Source organism: Nonomuraea sp. WAC 01424, assembly GCF_003947315.1.
GTDB classification, from domain to species: domain Bacteria; phylum Actinomycetota; class Actinomycetes; order Streptosporangiales; family Streptosporangiaceae; genus Nonomuraea; species Nonomuraea spiralis.
The window spans coordinates 322384-337195 of record NZ_QHHZ01000013.1 but is presented as its reverse complement, the minus strand read 5'-3'; the positions used below and the strand labels follow the sequence as shown (position 1 = coordinate 337195).

The window sequence follows — 14812 nt, the reverse complement described above, 5'->3', positions numbered from 1 at the left end:
AACCCCGTCCTCGACTTCCCGGTGTGCGGGGCGATGTTGTTCGCGCTGGGCGCCTGGGGGCTGCTGCGGGAGGCCATGGCTCCGCGCGACGCGATCGGGCTGCTGGTGCTGGCCGAACGGTTCGCGTACAGCAACGCCATGCTGAGCATGAGCTTCGAGCGGATCGAACCGTACGCCGAGCGGGCCGCCCCGGGCCTGCTCGCCGCCGTACGCGCCGAGTACCGCGACCGGCGTGCCGTCGACCTGCTCGACGAGGCACGGCGGCACGTCGGGCAGGTCTTCGGCCGTCATCGCCGGGGCTCACATGTGCCGCTTGTAGCTGCGTACGGACAGCGGCGCGAAGACCGCGATGACGATCGCGCACGCGAGCAGCGTCCAGGCCACCTCGCCGCTGACGAGGGCGTGGTTGGCGAGGTCCCGCGTGGCCGTGACCAGGTGTGAGACCGGGTTGACCCGGACGAACGCGGCCAGCCAGCCGGGCAGGGTCTCGACGGGGACGAACGCGTTCGACAGGAACGTCAACGGGAACAGGATCATCATCGAGATGCCCTGCACGGCCTGGGCGCTCCGGGCGATCGTGCCGACCCAGGTGAAGATCCACGCCAGCGACCAGCCCGTGCAGATCGCCAGCAGGACCGCGGCCAGCACGCCGCCCACCCCGCCGCCCGGACGGTAGCCCATCACCAGGCCCATGCCGAAGGTCAGGGTGGCCGCGATCGTGTAACGCAGCAGGTCGGCCACCATCGGTCCGGCGAGCGGCGCGATCCGGGCGATCGGCAGCGACTTGAACCGGTCGAAGACGCCCTTCTCCATGTCCTCGCGCAGTTGCGTGCCCGTGGCCATGCACGTCGTCAGCACGGTCTGGGCGAGGATGCCGGGAATCATCAGCGGGAGGTAGCTCTGCACGTCACCGGCGATCGCGCCGCCGAAGACGAAGGCGAACATCGCGGTGAACAGGATGGGCTGGAACGCCACGTCGAAGAACTGCTCCGGGTTGCGGCGCATCTTCTTCAGCGCCCGCCAGGCCATCGACAGGGTCTGGCCGACGGTCTCCCCCATGGACACGCGCCGCCGGGCGGCCTCCACGCGGTCGGCGGCCCGGACCCTCTCGCGGGTGGGTGCGATCATGGTGCTCATCGGTTCTCCTCCGTGCCGGTCGCGTCGTCCGCGTCCGTCCCGTGGCCGGTCAGTACGAGGAACACCTCGTCCAGGCTGGGCTTGGCCACGCTCACCGAGGAGATCGACACCCCGGCGGTACGCAGCGCGATCAGTACGTCGGCGGCCAGGTCGGCCTGGTCGAGGGCGACATTGAGCCGGCCCTGCTCCGGGCTGAGCACCGGGTCGGAGCCGAGCACCCGCCGTACGATCTCCACGGCGGCCGGCACCTCGTCCGGCTCGGCGAGCAGCAGTTGCAGGGTCGAGTTGCCCACGGCGCTCTTCAGCTCGTCGGGGGTGCCCTCGGCGACCTTGCGGCCGTGGTCGATGACGGCGACGCGGTCGGCGAGCTGGTCGGCCTCGTCCAGGTATTGGGTGGTCAGCAGCAGTGTGCAGCCGTCGGCGACCAGGTCGCGGATGGCGTCCCACATCTGGCCGCGGGTGCGCGGGTCGAGGCCCGTGGTCGGCTCGTCCAGGAAGATCAGCGGTGGCCTGGTGATCAGGCTGACCGCCAGGTCGAGGCGGCGGCGCATGCCACCGGAGAACTGCGCGATCGGCTTGTCGGCCGCGTCCTCCAGGCCGAACTGGCCCAGCAGTTCCGTGCCGATGCGCCGGGCGCGCGGCTTGGCGATGCCCTGGAGACGGCTGAAGAGCCAGAGGTTCTCGCGGGCGGTCAGGTTCTCGTCCACGGAGGCGTACTGGCCGGTGACGCCGACGAGCTGGCGGATCACGTGGGGGTTGCCGGCCACGTCGACCCCGAAGATCTCGGCCCGTCCGGCGTCGATCTTCAGCAGGGTGGCCAGCATGCGGAGTGTGGTGGTCTTGCCGGCGCCGTTCGGGCCGAGCACGCCGAAGATCTCGCCGGCGCGTACGTCCAGGTCGATGCCGTCGACGGCCCGATGCGAGCCGAACGTCTTCACCAGCCCTTCCGCGCGCACGGCCAGCTCGGTGTCCCCGACCGGGGCCGGACGGCCTTCGGTGCGTCCGAGTTCTGTGATGCTCATGCCCCAACTGTCGCGGACCCCGGTTTCACGCCACCCTCGACCAGGTTTCACCGAATTGCCGAGCAGGATGGACGCATGCGCAGACCACCATGGATGATCCTCATCGGCCCCGCCGCGGCGGGCAAGACCACCTTGGGCGACGGGCTGGCCACCGCGACCGGCAGAGCCTTCGTGGACATCGACGCGCTCGGCGAGAGCTACTACGCCGAGGTGGGGTGGACCATGGACCGGCTACGCGCCCGGATCCGGGAGGTGGGCAGGGTCGCGGCCGAGCGGGAATGGGAACCGGCACGCGCCCATGCCGTGGAACGCGTGGTGGCCGACCACCCGGACGCGATCGTCTCGTTCGGGGCGGGCCACAGCCACTACACGCGCTCCGACCTGTTCGACCGCGTCCGGGCCGCCCTTCGCCCCGTCGATCACGTGGTGCTCGTGCTGCCCTCCCCTGACGAGGAGCGCTCGGTCGAGGTCCTGCGGCGACGCAGCCTCGCCGCGAAGGGCACCGACTGGATCAGCGCGGACGGGCACGACTTCCTCGCCGAGTGGGTGCGCGCCCCGGGGAATCACACCCTGGCGACGATCGTCCTGCACACCGGGGAAGAGGATCCGGAGCAGACCATCAGGCGTCTGTCGGTCAGGTGTGAGGGCGTTAGCGGTCGCCGGTGAAGCGGTAGACCGTCGAGTTTCTGGTTCGGAAGCCGAGGCGTTCGTACAGGCGGTTCGCGGCCGCGCGGTCGGGGCGGGAGGTGAGGTCGACCGTACGCGCCTCCGCCTGCCCGGCCAGGCGCAGCGCGTGCCGGGTCAGCTCGGCGGCGATCCCGCGTCCTCTGGCGGCGGCGTCGACCACCACGTCCTCGATGCGGGCCCGCATGCCGGTCGCCACCGGGAACACCACCAGGGTCAGCGTCCCGACGATCCGGCCGTCCAGGCGGGCGGTCAGCATGGTGATCGCCTCGTTCCGTACGACCCGGTCGAGCGCCGCGTGGTCCAGCGGCCCGGCGGACGCGGAAAGCTGGGGCAACAACACCTCGAAGGCGTCCACCAGCTCCTGATCGACCTCACGCACGATCTCCACCTCAACACCCATGCCCCGGAGCCTACCGACCCGGCCTCCAGGGGAGATCTCGGACAGGCACCGACAGGCGCCCAACAATTCGCACCGTTTCTGTACCGTTTCTGGCCACCGAGCCACGCCGGAGCGGCCCACGAGCACGTTAGTCTCATCGAAGGCTAACTAAATGCATTAATCTGGCCACTGTGAGTAATGGACACGTTGTCGGTACGCCCCGGCTTCGCCGTACCATCACCCGGGTCCTCCGCCGCGTCGGGAGGCGGGGCGCCTCCCTGACCTTCGTCGGCCTGGTGAGCCTGGCCATCGCCGCCTCGCTGGCGTTCGTGCCCGACGGCCAGCGCGCCACCCCCGGCTACGCCTCGCTGGCCGTCGTCGCGCCGCTGTCCGCCTGGGCCGTGGTCTGGTGCGCGCTCGGCATGCTCTGCCTGACGCAGGCGTTCATGCGTTCCGACCGGGTGGCCTTCGCCGCCGCGACCGCGCTGCTCCTGTCGTACGGGCTGATCTATTTGATCTCGACCTTCACCGGCGACAACCCGCGCGGCTGGGTCGGCGGGGCGGTCTGGCTGGCCTTCGGCGGCTGGATCGCGCTGATCGCCACCTGGCCCGAGGCCGTCGTGCTCGACCGCCTGCCGGGCAGCCGCAGACCGGCGTCCACGGCCGTCATCGTGGCCGACGCCTCGGGCACGATCCAGTCGTGGAACCCCCAGGCCGAGGCCATGTTCGGCTGGGACACCGACGAGGCGGTCGGCAGGTCGCTGACGATCCTGATGCCGCCGCGCTTCCGCACCCGCCATGCCGACGGGCTGGCCCGGGTGCTCTCCAGCGGCCGTTCCGAGTTGTCCGGCCGCATCATCCCGCTGGTCGGCCTCCATCGCGACGGCAGCGAGTTCGCGATCGGCCTGACCGTCAACGTCTGGCACAGCGACGACGGCGTCACCTACACAGGGGTGATCCGCCCGTTGGGAGGCCCTCATGTCCGGCCTGAGTGACATCCTGGTCCAGCTCGGCGTCGGCATCGTGCCGCTCGGCGTGGCCTATCTGGCCTTCCGGTCGGCGACCGACGCCAGCAAGAAGTCCCAGCAGAGCGCCCTGCTCCAGGTCGAGCACCAGGCCGAGGTCGAACGCTCCAAGGTCGACGCCGAAGCCTTCATCCGCGCCAAGACGATCTACGAGGACGCCCTGGCGCAGATGGAGAAGCAGATGAGCAGGATGCAGGGCCAGGCCAGCCAGCTCGGGGCCGAGCTGGTCACCGAGCAGTCCAGCTCGGTCGCCATGCGCGACCAGATCCGCCGGTTGCAGGCCCAGATCCGCGCCCTCGAACGCACGGTGCTCGTGCTGCGTTCGCAGCTCGTGGACGCGGGCCTGTCGCCGGCGCCGCCGTCCGACCTGACCGGGCCCCACCGGCTGGGGCCGCAGCGCTCGGCCGACTAGGGCCGGCCGGTCACAGGCCGTGGACGGCGGCCAGCAGCTCGATGGAGCGCAGCCACGCCTTCCTGTCGGGCGCGGAGGAGACCACGATCAGCTCGTCGGCGTGCGCGTGCCCGGCGAAGCGGGTGAGGTAGTCCTCCACCTCGGCCGGCGTGCCGACCGCCGAGTAGCGCATCATCTGCAGGATCTGCTGCCCGGCCGGCGATTCGAGCACCGTGTCGGCCTCCTCCGGCGTGAACGTGCGCCCGCGTCCGAGGAACCGGCTCACCCGGTAGCGCTTGGCCGTCAGCAACTGCTCCTGCGCCTCCTCGCTCGTGTCGGCGGCGATCACGTTCACCCCGGCGATCACGTACGGCTCGGCGAGCTGCGCCGACGGCCTGAACTCGCGCCGGTAGAGCGCGACCGCCTGCTCCAGCGCGTCGGGCGCGAAGTGCGAGGCGAACGCGTACGGAAGCCCGAGCGCGGCGGCGAGCTGGGCGCCGAACAGCGACGAGCCGAGGATGTAGAGCGGCACGTTCGTGCCCTTGCCGGGCGTGGCGTCGACGCCGGGGATGCGGGACTCGCCGGCCAGGTAGCCCTGCAGTTCGAGGACGTCCTCGGGGAAGGAGTCGGCGGCGCCGGGGGTGCGCCGCAGGGCGCGCATGGTCTGCTGGTCGCTGCCGGGGGCGCGGCCGAGGCCGAGGTCGATGCGTCCGGGGTGGAGGGTCTCCAGGGTGCCGAACTGCTCGGCGATGGTCAGCGGGGAGTGGTTGGGCAGCATGATGCCGCCCGCTCCGAGGCGGATCGTCCGGGTGTGGGCGGCCACATGGGCGATGAGCACGCTGGTGGCCGAGGAGGCGATGCTCGGCATGTTGTGGTGCTCGGCGTACCAGATGCGGTGGTATCCCAGCTCTTCGGCCCGCTGGGCCAGGCCCACGCTGGCGGCCAGGCTCTCGCTCGCCGTCTCTCCCTCGCCGATGTGCGCCAGGTCAAGGATGGAGAGTGGAAAAGTCATGGGGAACGAGCCCTTTCGCCTGGACGGTGGCCATCGGGCAGTGCAACCGTAGCGGGGCTCCGCTTATTTCCCCGGACGCCCCCGCGCGGGCACGCGGGGGCGAGGGATACGTGGGCGGCGTCAGGACGCGGTGCAGGCCAGCGCGGACGGGGTGCTGGTCGCGGCGTTGCCGTTGGCGAGGAAGCCGAACGTGGTCGTCGCGCCGCCGGCCAGGGCGCCGTTCCAGCTCAGGTTCGTCACGGTGGCGTTGCCGGACAGGTTGCCGTTCCAGAGCTGGGTGATCGTCTGGCCGGAGGGGAACGTCCACTGGACCTTCCAGCCTGCGGTCGGCGCCGAGCCGGTGTTCTTCACCGTGATCTCGCCCTGGAAGCCGCCCTGCCACTGGCTGGTCACCTTGTAGGCGGCCGAGCAGCCCGCGGGTCCCGTGGTCGGGGTCACCGTCGGGGTCACTGTGGGCGTGACGGTCGGGCTCACCGTCGGGGTGACGGTCGGGGTGGCGGTGGGTGAGGGCGCGGCCATGGCCAGGTCGTACGCCCGCTGCGGCACGAACTGCCCCGCCCCCGCGATGCACCCGTCGGCCTCGCCCGGCGGCTTGACCCACAGGTAGGCGTCGATCGCCGCGTCACCCGTGTTCGTGGTGCTCCAGATGCCGGTGGCCCGGCCGGCGGGGTCGCACCACTCACTGCCCGCGGGGCCGTTGCCGTTGCGGCTGGTGTCGATGACCGCCTTCAGCCCGGAGACGCCGGTCGCCGCGATGATGCTCTTGGCGTACGACACCAGGCCCGGGGTGGCGCGGTAGTTGGAGGTGTTGAGCGCGATGCCGTCGGCGCTGCCCCCGACGTCGGCGCCGTTCAGCCTGGACGCGGCCTCCGAGGCCGACAGCCAAGCGTCGTGACCGATGTCGAAGTACACCTTGACCTGCGACGACGTCGCCTTGAACTTCTTGCCCGCGTACGCCATGGACGCCTTCACCTCGGCCTGCTGGGCGGCGTTCATGCAGTTGGTCATGATGGCCAGCCCGTCGGGTTCGAGGACGACGGTCGCCGGACGTCCGCCGAGCCCGGCCGCGATCTGGTCGATCCAGGCCCGGTAGGAGGCGTGGTCGGGCGCGCCGCCCGCGCTCGCGCCGCCGCAGTCGCGGTTGGGCATGTCGTACACGACGACGATCGGGATCTTGCCGGCCGCCGCGGCGGCCCCGACGTAGGAGTCCACCTGGCCGCGCACGGTCGCGGGGTTGTAGCTGGCGAACCACCGGCCCTGCGGCACGGCGGCGATCCGGTCCCTGATCACCGGCGTACGGCTGTCGCCCGGGTTGGCGGCGACCCATTTGGCGGCGTTCGTCGTGGGGTCCACGTAGAACGCGGAGTCGGCGGCCTGGGCGGTGGACGAGGCGAGGACGACCGCCCCCGCCGCGGCCATGGCGGTGGCGGCGAGGAGCACCGCGAGCGCGGGCCTTCTGCGAGACATGAGGTTACTCCGTCCGTAGGGTGGGAGTGGGAGCGCTCCCACGGCTGTCTTGGATCGTAGGTAGCCCCTGTCCCTCACTGAAAGGCGGCCGATCGGGGGCCACGGGCTTTGCCCAGGCCACAGCCGGTCACGGGGATGAAAGTTTCACTCCGCCAGGCACGCCTCGAACACCGCCGTCAGCCGTTCGACGTCGGCGGCCGTGGGCCGCTCCGGGCCGAGGCGGCGGCGCATGGCGCCGATGCCCAGGAACACGGCCGTCGCCATCCTGGCCCGCGCCTGGACGTGTGGGCCGTCGAGCTGGGCGGCCAGCGGGTCGAGCACGGCCACGCGGAGGCGTTCGCGTACGACGTCCTGGATCTCGGGGTGGCCGGCCGAACGTTCGAGGGTGCGCAGGATCGGGCTCTCGGGGTCGTCTTGCATGCGCTCGGCCGCGTACTCGGCCAGCCGGCGCGGCAGGGTCGCGCGGTCGCCGGCGAGCATGGCCACGAACGTCGGCTCGCCTTCGAGCACCGCGCCGAAAAGCCCGGCCTTGGACCCGAAATAGCGACCGACCAGGGCGATGTTGGCCTCCGCGGCCGCGGCGATCATCCGTACGGTGACCTGCTCGTATCCGTGCTCGCCGAACAGCACGCGGGCGGCGTCGAGGATGCGTTTGCGGGTGGCCTCGCGTCCGCGCGGCCGGGCGTCCGTCGTCGGGGCGTCCATGTCCCGAACTCTACTCAGGAATAAAGCCACTTGCCGCGCGGCTAGTAAACATGCGTATACTCAACTTTGGATAAGTGCGTACGAAGGGGATGTGGTGTCTTGGTAGCCCAGGCACAGGCCGCACCTCCCGCGCGAAGGCAGTACACCCACCGCGAAATCCTCGAAGTCATGTCCGGGCTCATGCTCGCCATGCTGACGTCGATGATTTCCACGTCCGTGGTGGGTACGGCGTTGCCGACGATCGTGGGGGAACTGGGCGGCCAGGACCAGTACTCATGGGTGGCCAGCGCCACCATGCTGACGATGACGGTCTCGACACCGTTGTGGGGCAAACTGTCCGACCTGTTCGGCCGGAAACTGCTTTTCCAGACCGCTCTCGGTCTGTTCGTGGCGGCCTCACTGGTGGCCGGACTGTCCCAGAACATGGGACAGCTCATCGCGGCACGTGCCGTACAGGGCCTGGGTGTGGGTGGTTTGTCAGCCCTCGCGCAGGTGATCCTGGGCGACATCGTCTCGCCGCGTGAGCGCGGCCGGTACTCCGGTTACATGGGGGCCGTCTTCGGCATCTCCACGGTCGCCGGACCGCTGCTCGGCGGGTTCATCGTGGACACCGACTGGCTCGGCTGGCGCTGGTGCTTCTACGTCGTGGTGCCGTTCGCCATTGTCGCGTTCGCGGTGGTGCAGAAGGTGCTGCGGCTGCCCAAGGTCAAGCGGAACACCTCGATCGACATCTGGGGCGCGACGACCATCACGGCCAGCGCGGCCTCGCTGATGTTGCTGCTGACGCTGGGCGGCAACGAGTTCGAGTGGAACTCGTTCTGGACGTACTTCCTGGGCGCGTTCGCCGTGCTCATGCTGGCCCTGGCGGTGCTCGCCGAGCGTACGGCCCGCAACCCGATCCTGCCCCCGCGCTTGTTCAGGAACCGCACGTTCGTGCTCACCAGCGCGGCCTCGCTGTTCGTCGGCATGGCCATGTTCGGCGCGATGATCTACCTGCCCCAGTACCTGCAGATCGTCAAGGGCCTGAGCCCGACGAACTCCGGCCTGATGACGCTGCCCATGGTGGTGGCGCTGTTCCTCTCGGGCGTGGTCTCCGGCAAGATCGTCACGAACACCGGCAAGTGGAAGATCTTCCCGGTCATGGGCCTCCTGATCGTGGCCGTCGGCCTGTTCCTGCTGTCCAGGCTGCACGTCGACTCCGGCGAATGGCTCATCGGGTTCGACGTGGCCGTACTGGGCATCGGGCTCGGCCTGTCCATGCAGATGCTCATCCTGGCCGCCCAGAACGGCTCCGAGCTGCGCGACATGGCCTCGACCACGGCCGGCGTCTCGTTCTTCCGCTCACTCGGCGGCGCCATGGGCGTCGCGGGCTTCGGCGCGATCCTGACCAACCGGCAGGCCAGTGAGATGGCCGACCTGGTCGCCAAGGCCCACATCCACCTGCCGAGCACCGGCCAGAAGCTGGGCAGCCCCGCGGCGATCCAGCACCTGCCCGAGCCCATCAAGGGCATCATCCTGGAGTCCTTCACCCGGGCTCTGGAGACGGTGTTCCTGGTCGGCGTGCCGATCGCCCTGCTCGGGTTCATCGCGGCACTGTTCCTGAAGGAGCTCCCGCTGCGCGGCACGACGATGCCCGCCGGACCCAAGCCCCTGGGCAAGGACGACCTCGTCCTGGCCGGGCTGCTCCTGGAACTCATCGCCCAGCGCGTCGAGCGGTCGAACGGCCAGCCCTCCGCGCTGCTCTCCGCGGTCGCCAGGATGGCGCCGCCCGACGGCCGCCCCGAGCGCGAACGCGCCTGGACGGTCGCACAGAACGTGCTCCGGCCCACCTCGCGCGCCCTGATCGCGCAGGCCACGCCGGCGCAGCAAGACCTCGTATCCGGAGGAGTCTCACAATGATTCGCAAGTTCGTGGGCGCCGTAGCGGCGGCCCTCGCGGTCATGGCCGGCCTGTGGCTGATGATCGCCCCCTTCGCCCTCGGCACGCAGCCCGAGAACGCCGACTGGACCGGCCCCACCACGTCCGAGTTCTTCTCGGGCCTCGGCGTGACCGTCTTCGGTCTCGTGGGCGTCATCGGCTTCGTCCTGGCCATCCACGAGGAGCTCGTGGTCCGTGGCCTGGTGGCCGTCAAGCAGCGCGTGGAGCCGGAGCCCGAGCCCGTGCCCGCCGCGCCGCAGGCCTCCTCCGCCGAGCTCGCGAGCCTGCTCGCCCCGCTCGTGGAGGCACTGCGTGAGGACATGAACAACCCGAGCCGCGGCGGTGAGCACCGCCAGAACGGCAAGGCCACCCTGGTGGGTCTGGAGGAGTCACGATGAAGGCCAAGCTGGGCGTCTCCGCCCTCGTCCTGCTGTTCCTGAGCGGACTGTGGCTGGTCGCCGCGCCGTTCGCGGTCGGCTACCAGTCCCGGGGCGCCTCGTACGTGGACGCGACGGTCAACGACCTGTGGGTCGGTGGCGGGCTCGCCGCCGTCTCGTTCGTCGCCCTGATGATCTACGCCGCCGACTCCCTGCGCGAGCTGGCCCGCCGCGGCAAGCACGCAGACCTCTGACGCGAGTCATGCCGTGTTCAGCGGTAGCACAGACCCCGGCCGGGAGCCACTGGAGGGCCGGCTCCCGGCGGGGCAGTTCGAGATCGGCAAGGACGGCGCCGGGCTGCTGGTGGTCGGCTTCGACGGGTCGGCCCCCAGCCGCAACGCGCTCGCGTACGCGGCCGGGCTGGCCCGGCGGGACGGCGCCACACTGCTCGTCGCCTTCGTCGAGCCGATCAACAGCACCACCCTGTGGTTCTTCGCCGGCTCCCCGATCATCCCCGACTCCGCGGCCGACCTCACGGACGACCTCCGGGACGAGCTGAAGGGCGCCGGCGTGCCCTGGCAGTTCGTGAGCGTCCGCGGGGACACCGCACGCGAGCTGGAGACACTCGCCAGCTCGTACCGCGCCGACGCCATCGTGGTCGGCAGGTCGCGCTCCTCCTGGCACGCCCTGACCGGCTCGGTGGCCGTCGGCCTGGCGAAACGGGCTCGCCGTACCGTGCTGATAGTCCCCTGACCTGGCACGACGTCGCATATGGTGGCCAGATGAAACGTACAGCCGCCATGGCGTTCGTGGTGCTCGCGTCCGTTTCGTGCGCAGGGCAGAAGCCTGTCGCCTCGTCCGGCGCCACGCCCACGTCCGCGCCGTCATCCGAGGCGTCGTCCGAGGCGGCCACGCCCGAGACCTCGGCGACGCCGAGCCCGACGGCTCCGCCGCCGTTCACGGCGAAGGTCACGAAGGTGACGCGCGAGCAGTTGCCGTACTCGTGGCGGCCCGGTTGCCCGGTCTCGTACCAGGACCTCAGGCTGATCACGATGTCGTACTGGGGTTTCGACGACAAACCGCACACCGGCGAGCTGGTCGTCCGCAAGACGGTCACCGACGACATCCAGACCGTCTTCCGGAAACTGTACGACTGGCGCTGGCCCATCCGGCAGATGAAGCTCGTGGACGTCTTCAAAGGCGACGACTACGCCTCCATCGACGCCGACAACACCTCGGCATTCAACTGCCGCCGCGCGACCGGGTCGAGCAATTGGTCGAACCATGCGTACGGCCAAGCGATTGACATCAATCCACGCGAGAACCCATATGTCACCGCAAGCGGTGGGACAGCGCACCAAAATGCCAAGAGGTACACGAAGCGTCCAATGCAGGGTAAAGGTGTGGTAAACCCTGGAGACAAGGTCGTCAAGGCCTTCGCCCAAGTGGGCTGGGAGTGGGGCGGCTACTGGGCCGGCACCAAGGACCTGCAACATTTCAGTAAGGGCGGAGGCTGAGAGAATCCCCTCATGGCGGCTAAGGACGGCGACGGCTGGGCCGAATGCGGGCTCGGACACAGACATTGGGGCATCCACGGAGCATCGGGCCTGCTCCTCGTCCACCACGACCCCCTCGGCGTGCCCCACGTGCTCATGCAGAAGCGTGCGCTGTGGAGCCACCACGGCGGCACCTGGGGCCTGCCCGGCGGCGCCCGCGACAGCCACGAGGACGCCGTCGCGAGCGCGCTGCGCGAGGCCCACGAGGAGGCCACGCTCGGCGGCGACCGGTTCCGCGTACAGGGCGTCTACCTCGACGACCACGGCGGCTGGTCCTTCGAGACGGTGATCGCCGAGTCGGCCGAGCTGATGCCGGCCGAGCCCGCCAACAGCGAGAGCACCGAGCTGCGCTGGCTGCCGCTGCCCGAGGTGACCGGCCAGAAGCTGCATCCCGGGTTCGCCGCCACGTGGGAGCAGGTGCAGGGCGCCATCCGTCCCGAGACGATCGTGCTCGACGTCGCCAACATCATCGGCGCGCGTGCCGAGCACGGCTGGTGGAACGACCGGGTGGGCGCGGCCACGCGCCTGCTCACCGAGGTGGCCGAGCTCAGGCTCAGGCACCCGGTGTTGTCGCAGTGGTTCCCGCGGGTGGTCGCGGTCGTGGAGGGCGCGGCCAGGAGCACCCCCGAGATCACCGGGCTGCAGGTGGTGGCGGCCACGGGCAGCGGCGACGACGCCATCGTCGACGTCGTACGCCGGGCGAAGCCGTGGGAGCGCGTGCTCGTGGTCACGGCCGACCGGCGGCTCAGGGAACGGGTCGCCGAGCTGGGGGCCGAGACCGAGGGCCCCCGCTGGCTGCTGTCACAGCTCGACCGCTGACCCGCGGCCCAACCGTGCCCCGGAGGCGTGTGTCGAGATCCGTCGCCGCCTGAACGTGCCCCCTGTCACCACAGCCGCTATCGTGGTTTCCGCACAGGAGGGTTCGCATAGTGGACGAGTGCAGCCGCCTTGAAAGCGGCCAGGTCAGCGATGGCCTCGTGGGTTCGAATCCCACACCCTCCGCTCACTCGCGCACCCCCGCGAACCCGTCGCCCACGCTGGCGGCGAGCTGCAGGTAGGACTCCCTGGTCGCCTCCTGGAGGCGGTCGAGGTCGATCTCCGCGCCCTCCTCCAGGTGCGGGTCGTACGGCACCCGGATCACCGCGCGGCACCTGGCGGCGAAATGGGCCTCCAGCTTTCTGATGTCCACCGCCGACTTCGACCGCGGCCGGACGCTGCACAACACCACGGTCGCGTTCTTCACCAGGTCGGCGTAGTGGTGGGCCTCCAGCCAGTCGAGGGTGGCCGAGGCCGCCCTGGCGCCGTCCACGGAGGGGCTGCTGACCAGCACGATCTGGTCGGCGAGCCCGAGCACGCCGCCCATGGCGGAGTGGAGCAGGCCGGTGCCGCAGTCGGTGATGCAGATGGAGTAGAAGTTCTCCAGCACCTGCGAGACGGCCTGGTAGTCGGAGCCGCTGAACGCCTCGGAGACCGACGGGTCGCGGTCGGAGGCCAGCACCTCCAGCCGCGAGGGCGCCTGCGAGGTGAACGCCCTGATGTCCACGTACCTCTTGACCTGGTCGCGCTCGTTGAGCAGGTCGCGGACGGTGGCCGAGGTCTCCAGCACCAGTTTGTCGGACAGCGTGCCCCTGTCGGGGTTGGCGTCCACGGCGATGACGCGGTCGCCGCGCATCTGCGCGAGCGTCGCGCCGAGGCCGACCGTGGTCGTGGTCTTGCCCACGCCGCCCTTCAGACTCAGTACGGCCACGCGGTGGTGCCCGGTGGTCACGGGGGTGCGCGCCCTGGTCACCAGCTCGCGGCGGCGGCGTACCTCCGGGGCCTCGCCCGGCTTGATCCAGCCACCGGACGCCTTGTAGACCAGCCGCCGCCAGCCCTTGGCGGGCGCGTTGCGCCTGCCTCGCAGCAGCGACTCGGGGTCGAGGCTGTCAGCGGTCGGCCTGCCGGTGAGCGGCGGCCTCGGGGGCGCGGTGAACACGGGGATCGGCGCCGGACGGCGATGCCGCTCGCGCGGGGGCGGGATCTCGCGCTCGGCCGGCCGCCACTCCTGGCGGTCGCTCCACTGCGGACGCTCGTCCCGCGCGGCCTCCCCGGGCGCGGGGCCGGTCTGGAAGGGAGGGGCGATCCTCGGAGCGGTGTCGGCCTGGAAGGCGAAGTCGATCCTGGGCCCGGACTCGGGCTTGGGGTCGGACGGCAGTACGGGATCGGACGGCAGTGCGAGGTCGGACGGCGGTGCGGGCTCGGACGGCGGCGCGGGGTCGGTGTGCACGGGGTCGGGCCACTGGGGGCGGCCCCCCCGGAAGGAGCTTTCCGACCATTGCGGCCGTTCGTCCCAGCGCGGACGCTCGTCGGCCGTCTCCTCCTCCACCGTCGCCCGCTCATCCGGCTCGGGGTCCGGTTCGGTACGGGCCGGCTCGCCGAACGCCTTGGGCAGCTCGGTGATCATCGGCAACGTCTCGCCGGACGGCTGCTCGGTGGGCCGCGACCAATCGGCGAGGGACGGCCAGCCGGGCTCCTCGGCCTCCTCGGCGTCCTCCGCACTCTTCGTCGCGTCCTTCTCCGTGCCCCTCTCCGTGCCCTTCGCCGCGCTCTCGGCCGGCTCGGGCGACGTCGTGAACGGCTGCTCCGGCGGCGTGAACGACAACGAGTAGCTGTCGGTGTCGTCAGGGCGTGGCAGCGGCTTGAGCGGCGCCAGGAAGGGATCGTCGGAACGTCCCAGGCTCGCGGGCGGCACGGCGGGCTCGCCCGCGGCGCTCTCCTGCCCCGTACCGCTATCCTGCGTGCCGACCCGGTCCAGCCACTCCCCGGCCTCGCTCTCCTCCGCGGGCAGCTCCTCGGCCGCTGCGGAGCCGTACACGGAGTCGACGGCGGCGCGGAACAGCGGCGGGGTCGGTGTGTCGTGCTGGGCCGGGACGAGCGACCAGGGGTCCTTGGGGTACGGCGAGGCGACCGGCTCGTCCGCGGCCGCGATCGGGGCTCCGACGGAGACGGGGGTCTCCTCCGTCTCCTTGATCGCGTCCAGCCAGGCCAGCTGTTCCTCGAGAGATTCTTCTCGATCGTGTCTTGCCACCGTGTTCCCCCTCGGGTGGGTCTAAAGGGGCAGCAAATACTTTGCAGATTAACGCCACGCGTTCCTGCGC

General features: G+C 70.7%; 16 protein-coding genes and 1 tRNA gene. 10 read left to right on the top strand and 7 right to left on the bottom strand.

From position 1 onward, the window contains the following. Positions 1-300 precede the first annotated feature (300 nt). Together DMB42_RS33995 and DMB42_RS33990 are read right to left on the bottom strand one after the other, a co-directional pair. The gene (locus DMB42_RS33995) at positions 301-1137 is read right to left on the bottom strand and encodes an ABC transporter permease (protein ID WP_125641105.1); all 837 of its coding nucleotides are present in this window, start codon (positions 1135-1137) and stop codon (positions 301-303) included. Then, positions 1134-2159, bottom strand: a complete 1026-nt coding sequence (locus DMB42_RS33990; RefSeq protein WP_125641102.1) for an ATP-binding cassette domain-containing protein — start codon at positions 2157-2159, stop codon at positions 1134-1136. Before DMB42_RS33990 ends, DMB42_RS33995 begins: the two co-directional genes overlap by 4 nt. Positions 2160-2234: 75 nt before the next feature. Here DMB42_RS33990 and DMB42_RS33985 point away from each other — a divergent pair, with 75 nt between their 5' ends. Then, a complete protein-coding gene (locus DMB42_RS33985) occupies positions 2235-2825 on the top strand; it encodes a shikimate kinase (protein WP_125641099.1) in 591 nt (196 codons plus the stop codon). Here DMB42_RS33985 and DMB42_RS33980 read toward each other — a convergent pair. Beyond that, positions 2809-3246, bottom strand: coding sequence for a GNAT family N-acetyltransferase (locus DMB42_RS33980; RefSeq protein WP_125641096.1), 438 nt, complete (start codon positions 3244-3246; stop codon positions 2809-2811). The genes DMB42_RS33985 and DMB42_RS33980 overlap by 17 nt on opposite strands. Positions 3247-3521: 275 nt before the next feature. Between DMB42_RS33980 and DMB42_RS33975 the strand changes: the two genes are divergently transcribed. Next, complete coding sequence (locus DMB42_RS33975; RefSeq protein WP_125641093.1) at positions 3522-4220, top strand: PAS domain S-box protein; 699 nt, start codon at positions 3522-3524, stop codon at positions 4218-4220. Further along, positions 4204-4662 carry a hypothetical protein gene (locus DMB42_RS33970; protein WP_125641090.1) on the top strand — a complete coding sequence of 153 codons (459 nt, stop codon included), beginning with the start codon at positions 4204-4206 and terminating at the stop codon, positions 4660-4662. Before DMB42_RS33975 ends, DMB42_RS33970 begins: the two co-directional genes overlap by 17 nt. A 10-nt stretch (positions 4663-4672) precedes the next feature. On the opposite strand, the gene DMB42_RS33965 is transcribed toward DMB42_RS33970, so the two are convergent. The 3 genes from DMB42_RS33965 to DMB42_RS33955 all read right to left on the bottom strand — a co-directional run bounded on the left by DMB42_RS33965 (position 4673) and on the right by DMB42_RS33955 (position 7825). Next, on the bottom strand, positions 4673-5653 hold the full coding sequence (locus tag DMB42_RS33965) for an LLM class flavin-dependent oxidoreductase (protein ID WP_125641087.1): 981 nt from the start codon (positions 5651-5653) through the stop codon (positions 4673-4675). Positions 5654-5773: 120 nt separating this feature from the next. Next, positions 5774-7120 (bottom strand): glycoside hydrolase family 6 protein, encoded by a 1347-nt coding sequence (locus DMB42_RS33960; protein ID WP_125641085.1) that lies wholly within the window; start codon positions 7118-7120, stop codon positions 5774-5776. 144 nt (positions 7121-7264) lie between these two features. Then, positions 7265-7825, bottom strand: coding sequence for a TetR/AcrR family transcriptional regulator (locus DMB42_RS33955; RefSeq protein WP_125641081.1), 561 nt, complete (start codon positions 7823-7825; stop codon positions 7265-7267). Positions 7826-7924: 99 nt separating this feature from the next. Between DMB42_RS33955 and DMB42_RS33950 the strand changes: the two genes are divergently transcribed. The 7 genes from DMB42_RS33950 (at position 7925) to DMB42_RS33920 (ending at position 12677) form a co-directional block, all read left to right on the top strand. After that, positions 7925-9724, top strand: coding sequence for an MDR family MFS transporter (locus DMB42_RS33950; RefSeq protein ID WP_125641079.1), 1800 nt, complete (start codon positions 7925-7927; stop codon positions 9722-9724). Next, on the top strand, positions 9721-10140 hold the full coding sequence (locus DMB42_RS33945) for a hypothetical protein (protein ID WP_125641076.1): 420 nt from the start codon (positions 9721-9723) through the stop codon (positions 10138-10140). The genes DMB42_RS33950 and DMB42_RS33945 overlap by 4 nt, the downstream gene beginning before the upstream one ends. After that, positions 10137-10373, top strand: coding sequence for a hypothetical protein (locus tag DMB42_RS33940; protein WP_125641073.1), 237 nt, complete (start codon positions 10137-10139; stop codon positions 10371-10373). The genes DMB42_RS33945 and DMB42_RS33940 overlap by 4 nt, the downstream gene beginning before the upstream one ends. 13 nt (positions 10374-10386) lie before the next feature. Continuing rightward, positions 10387-10872 carry a universal stress protein gene (locus DMB42_RS33935; RefSeq protein WP_125641071.1) on the top strand — a complete coding sequence of 162 codons (486 nt, stop codon included), beginning with the start codon at positions 10387-10389 and terminating at the stop codon, positions 10870-10872. 29 nt (positions 10873-10901) lie between these two features. Next, positions 10902-11636: a M15 family metallopeptidase gene (locus DMB42_RS33930; protein ID WP_260478110.1), complete on the top strand. Its 735-nt coding sequence runs from the start codon at positions 10902-10904 to the stop codon at positions 11634-11636. A 12-nt stretch (positions 11637-11648) separates the two neighbouring features. Continuing rightward, entirely contained in the window at positions 11649-12494 is an 846-nt protein-coding gene (locus DMB42_RS33925; RefSeq protein ID WP_125641068.1) for an NUDIX domain-containing protein, read from the top strand. 96 nt (positions 12495-12590) lie between these two features. After that, positions 12591-12677: transfer RNA gene (locus tag DMB42_RS33920), tRNA-Ser, on the top strand. Between the two features lies 1 nt (position 12678). Here DMB42_RS33920 and DMB42_RS33915 read toward each other — a convergent pair. After that, complete coding sequence (locus DMB42_RS33915) at positions 12679-14742, bottom strand: MinD/ParA family protein (protein ID WP_260478109.1); 2064 nt, start codon at positions 14740-14742, stop codon at positions 12679-12681. Positions 14743-14812 lie beyond the last annotated feature (70 nt).

Excerpts from the sequence above, each read along its gene's own strand:
- DMB42_RS33995 (WP_125641105.1), bottom strand. The coding sequence starts at position 1,137 with ATGAGCACCATGATCGCACCCACCCGCGAGAGGGTCCGGGCCGCCGAC.
- DMB42_RS33990 (WP_125641102.1), bottom strand. The coding sequence starts at position 2,159 with ATGAGCATCACAGAACTCGGACGCACCGAAGGCCGTCCGGCCCCGGTC.
- DMB42_RS33985 (WP_125641099.1), top strand. The coding sequence starts at position 2,235 with ATGCGCAGACCACCATGGATGATCCTCATCGGCCCCGCCGCGGCGGGC.
- DMB42_RS33980 (WP_125641096.1), bottom strand. The coding sequence starts at position 3,246 with ATGGGTGTTGAGGTGGAGATCGTGCGTGAGGTCGATCAGGAGCTGGTG.
- DMB42_RS33970 (WP_125641090.1), top strand. The coding sequence starts at position 4,204 with ATGTCCGGCCTGAGTGACATCCTGGTCCAGCTCGGCGTCGGCATCGTG.
- DMB42_RS33965 (WP_125641087.1), bottom strand. The coding sequence starts at position 5,653 with ATGACTTTTCCACTCTCCATCCTTGACCTGGCGCACATCGGCGAGGGA.
- DMB42_RS33960 (WP_125641085.1), bottom strand. The coding sequence starts at position 7,120 with ATGTCTCGCAGAAGGCCCGCGCTCGCGGTGCTCCTCGCCGCCACCGCC.
- DMB42_RS33955 (WP_125641081.1), bottom strand. The coding sequence starts at position 7,825 with ATGGACGCCCCGACGACGGACGCCCGGCCGCGCGGACGCGAGGCCACC.
- DMB42_RS33945 (WP_125641076.1), top strand. The coding sequence starts at position 9,721 with ATGATTCGCAAGTTCGTGGGCGCCGTAGCGGCGGCCCTCGCGGTCATG.
- DMB42_RS33940 (WP_125641073.1), top strand. The coding sequence starts at position 10,137 with ATGAAGGCCAAGCTGGGCGTCTCCGCCCTCGTCCTGCTGTTCCTGAGC.
- DMB42_RS33930 (WP_260478110.1), top strand. The coding sequence starts at position 10,902 with ATGAAACGTACAGCCGCCATGGCGTTCGTGGTGCTCGCGTCCGTTTCG.
- DMB42_RS33925 (WP_125641068.1), top strand. The coding sequence starts at position 11,649 with ATGGCGGCTAAGGACGGCGACGGCTGGGCCGAATGCGGGCTCGGACAC.